Genomic DNA, 2,741 nt, shown 5'->3' on the forward strand with positions numbered 1-2,741 from the left:
TGGGCCGAGAGCGGCGGTGCGGTTGAAAAGCCGATCGACATGGGCATGTCGTAATAGCTCCCTTGGCTAACCGCCCCGTCGTGTCGCATAGGACAGAATTGCCGCCTTTAATCTTCCTGACTTTGCTACGATGCATGAGTCCGTTCGTGGCCCGTTTCGACCGATGATGATGTCCGTTTCCATGGCAGCAAACTGGTGCAAGAGCCGACATCCCACGCACTTGGTCCGACGGCAGGTCGTGACCCAACAGCGACATTCGACCAGGTGACGCAGGGCCAAAAGCAGAGTACAGTCCTATATTGGCAAACACATTGCTTGCCTGAGAGCTGCCGTAAAGCGGCGAAACACCGAAGTCGCCGCTTCGATTAATTGGCAGCCCGTTGCCGTCGGTTGGCACAATTCCTTCTTGATCGCACTTCGGATTACGGAAGCGGCTGGCGCCCGTGTTCGTACGTCACTCAACCAGCGATCTTAACGTTCACAATCAATAATTATTAGCAAACAACAGGGTGAACTCCATGAAGTCATATTTGGGTCTGGGACCAGCAATGGTCGCAGGTGTTGTTCTGGTAGCCGCCCCGGTTAGCGGGCTACAGGCTGCCGAGCTTCAGGTGTTGGCGGGTGGCGCCATGACAGCTCCTTTGAAAGAACTTGCAACGCAGTTCGAGGGTACGTCAGGTCACAAGCTTGTTTTTCGCTTCGGGACTACCCCCGAATTGATTAAGCTAGCCACGACTGGTGGAGCATTCGACCTCGGTATCGTCCCTCGTGAAGTGTACAAGGACGCTGGTGCCCAGGGTCATTTCGCGGCCGGAACGCCGACCGACATCGCTCGCGTCGGGTTGGGCGTCGCAGTCCGTTCAGGTGCTCACAAGCCCGACATCAGCACGCCCGATGCGTTGAAACAGACTTTGCTCAGAGCGCAATCCATCGCCACGATTCCAGCAAGTGCGGCTGGCGCCCAGGTTTTGCGAGCATTTGAAACTCTTGGCATCAGCGAGGCGATGAAAGCCAAAACCAAGATTCAGGCTGGGCCGGCAAAGGTCGTAGAGGCCGTTGCCACGGGCGAGGCCGAGCTTGGAGTATTTCTTCTGAACGTGCTGACGGCGCCCGGTCTGGACGTGGTTGGTCCATTCCCGGCGGCATTACAGCACGAAATCATTTTCGCTGCAGGAGTTGCAGCAAACACCAAGAACGCGGAAGCCGCGAAGGCATTCATCACCTATCTGAAGTCTCCCGCTGCCATCGCGGTGGTAAAAGCAAAAGGCATGATTCCGGGATGAGGTAAATGCGCGGACAAGCGACGGGGCCGAAAATGGCAACGGCGCTGCTATCCAAAGACTGCATAATACGAGAGTCTGGAATTGGCACACGACTGCGTTCGCTGTACTGCGCCATTAGGACGCAAGCGCGGAGACGAAATTAATTCGCAGCGTTCGAGCCCAAAGCGGAAATCGGCCGCGCGGAGTTCGTGGATTTGGAAATATAGAATTTCATTCTTTCTATTTCCCATCTGCCGCATATAACCGGGCTATGAATCCGTTTCGCTGAAGTTCGTCGATGAACGAGGGGTCGGCAATGTCAGACTCCTTGAGCGACGCTGCGGCCGGGTATTTCGGCGCAAGCAATTCCCGCAGCGTCTGCATTCCCGGAAATGACGGCCGCGGAACCTTTTGAAAGACCGGCACATGGAATGCGTACAGGTCCTCTGCTGCCTTTCGATCGTCGATCTTTAGATACCGCTGCAGCAAAGGGACTACGATATCGGGCCGTGTCTTGAACAAATGGATCGTCTCGACGAAGCCCTTCATGACATTCATCACGAGTTCGCGATTAGAAGCGATCAGCTTGCGCGTGCTCGCGAATATCGAAGGTGTGCCAAACTCATGTATCGGAAATGCATTCCAGCCGTAGCGAGCCTGGCCAGTAAAGCGCAGATCGATCGGCAGCGCACCCGCATCGATCTCTCCGGCTGCCAGCGCGGCATAGATTCGATCGAATTTAATCAGCGGCACGTAAGTCGCAGTCGCGCCCGCCTTCTCGACGGTGATTCGGGCCGCAACGCTGGTTTGCCCAGTCTCGGTTAATATCCCGACTTTCTTTCCGGTCAGCTGTGTCAGCTGACTGATCTCTTTCCGGGTCATGACAAAAGAATTGGAGAATTCCGATGTCGGCGTTGCCAGGATCACAATGTCGCGGCCTTTGAGCACTTCTTCGGCGACAGGCAGAGTACCGGTGTGGGCGAACTCCCAGTCGCCGCGGATGAGCCCCGCAGCAGCCTGCGGACCCCCCACCGCGATGGCCGGCAAGGTCATATCGATCCCTCGCTTCTTAAAGAGGCCGGCTTCGGCTCCGAGCCACGCGGTGCTTTGCCATGTCGCAAGCAGTCCCGTTGCGACTCTGACCCGTTGATGGGCCTCTTGCGCCCAAGCGAGGCGAAAAGCAGTAGCCGGGACGGCGGCGGCACCCGCGGCCAAATGCAGGAACTCTCGACGTAAAAGTTTCATGGCGGCCTCCGAATTCGCGCGGTACCATAGGGCTGTCCTCTTCGGCCGGCTTGGACGCTGCGGGAATGTCTCTAGGACTGGGCGGGACTCTGCCGGCCTCGTAGCCCAGAGCGCGAAAAGCGAGGCGATGTGAGCATGCGTGTCGCAGACGCTCTGCATGTGCGGGCGCAGGATGGCGCGGTGCAGTCGCTCCACGAGCGCGGGGTGACTTGGGTATCGTTCAAACCGATACCG

Annotated in this window: 2 protein-coding genes; one reads left to right on the forward strand and one right to left on the reverse strand. The window is 57.4% G+C overall.

Features of this window, described 5'->3' with window-relative positions; translation table 11 throughout:
• Positions 1 to 518 precede the first annotated feature (518 nt).
• Positions 519 to 1,283 carry a molybdate ABC transporter substrate-binding protein gene (gene modA / locus WB528_RS14660; RefSeq protein ID WP_423889135.1) on the forward strand — a complete coding sequence of 255 codons (765 nt, stop codon included), beginning with the start codon at positions 519 to 521 and terminating at the stop codon, positions 1,281 to 1,283.
• A gap of 219 nt (positions 1,284 to 1,502) precedes the next feature.
• Here the strand turns inward: modA and WB528_RS14665 are convergent, their stop codons facing one another.
• Entirely contained in the window at positions 1,503 to 2,507 is a 1,005-nt protein-coding gene (locus WB528_RS14665) for an ABC transporter substrate-binding protein (protein ID WP_423889136.1), read from the reverse strand.
• Positions 2,508 to 2,741: the final 234 nt, after the last annotated feature.

The sequence above is a fragment of the Bradyrhizobium sp. genome, from assembly GCF_049586575.1.
GTDB lineage: Bacteria > Pseudomonadota > Alphaproteobacteria > Rhizobiales > Xanthobacteraceae > Bradyrhizobium.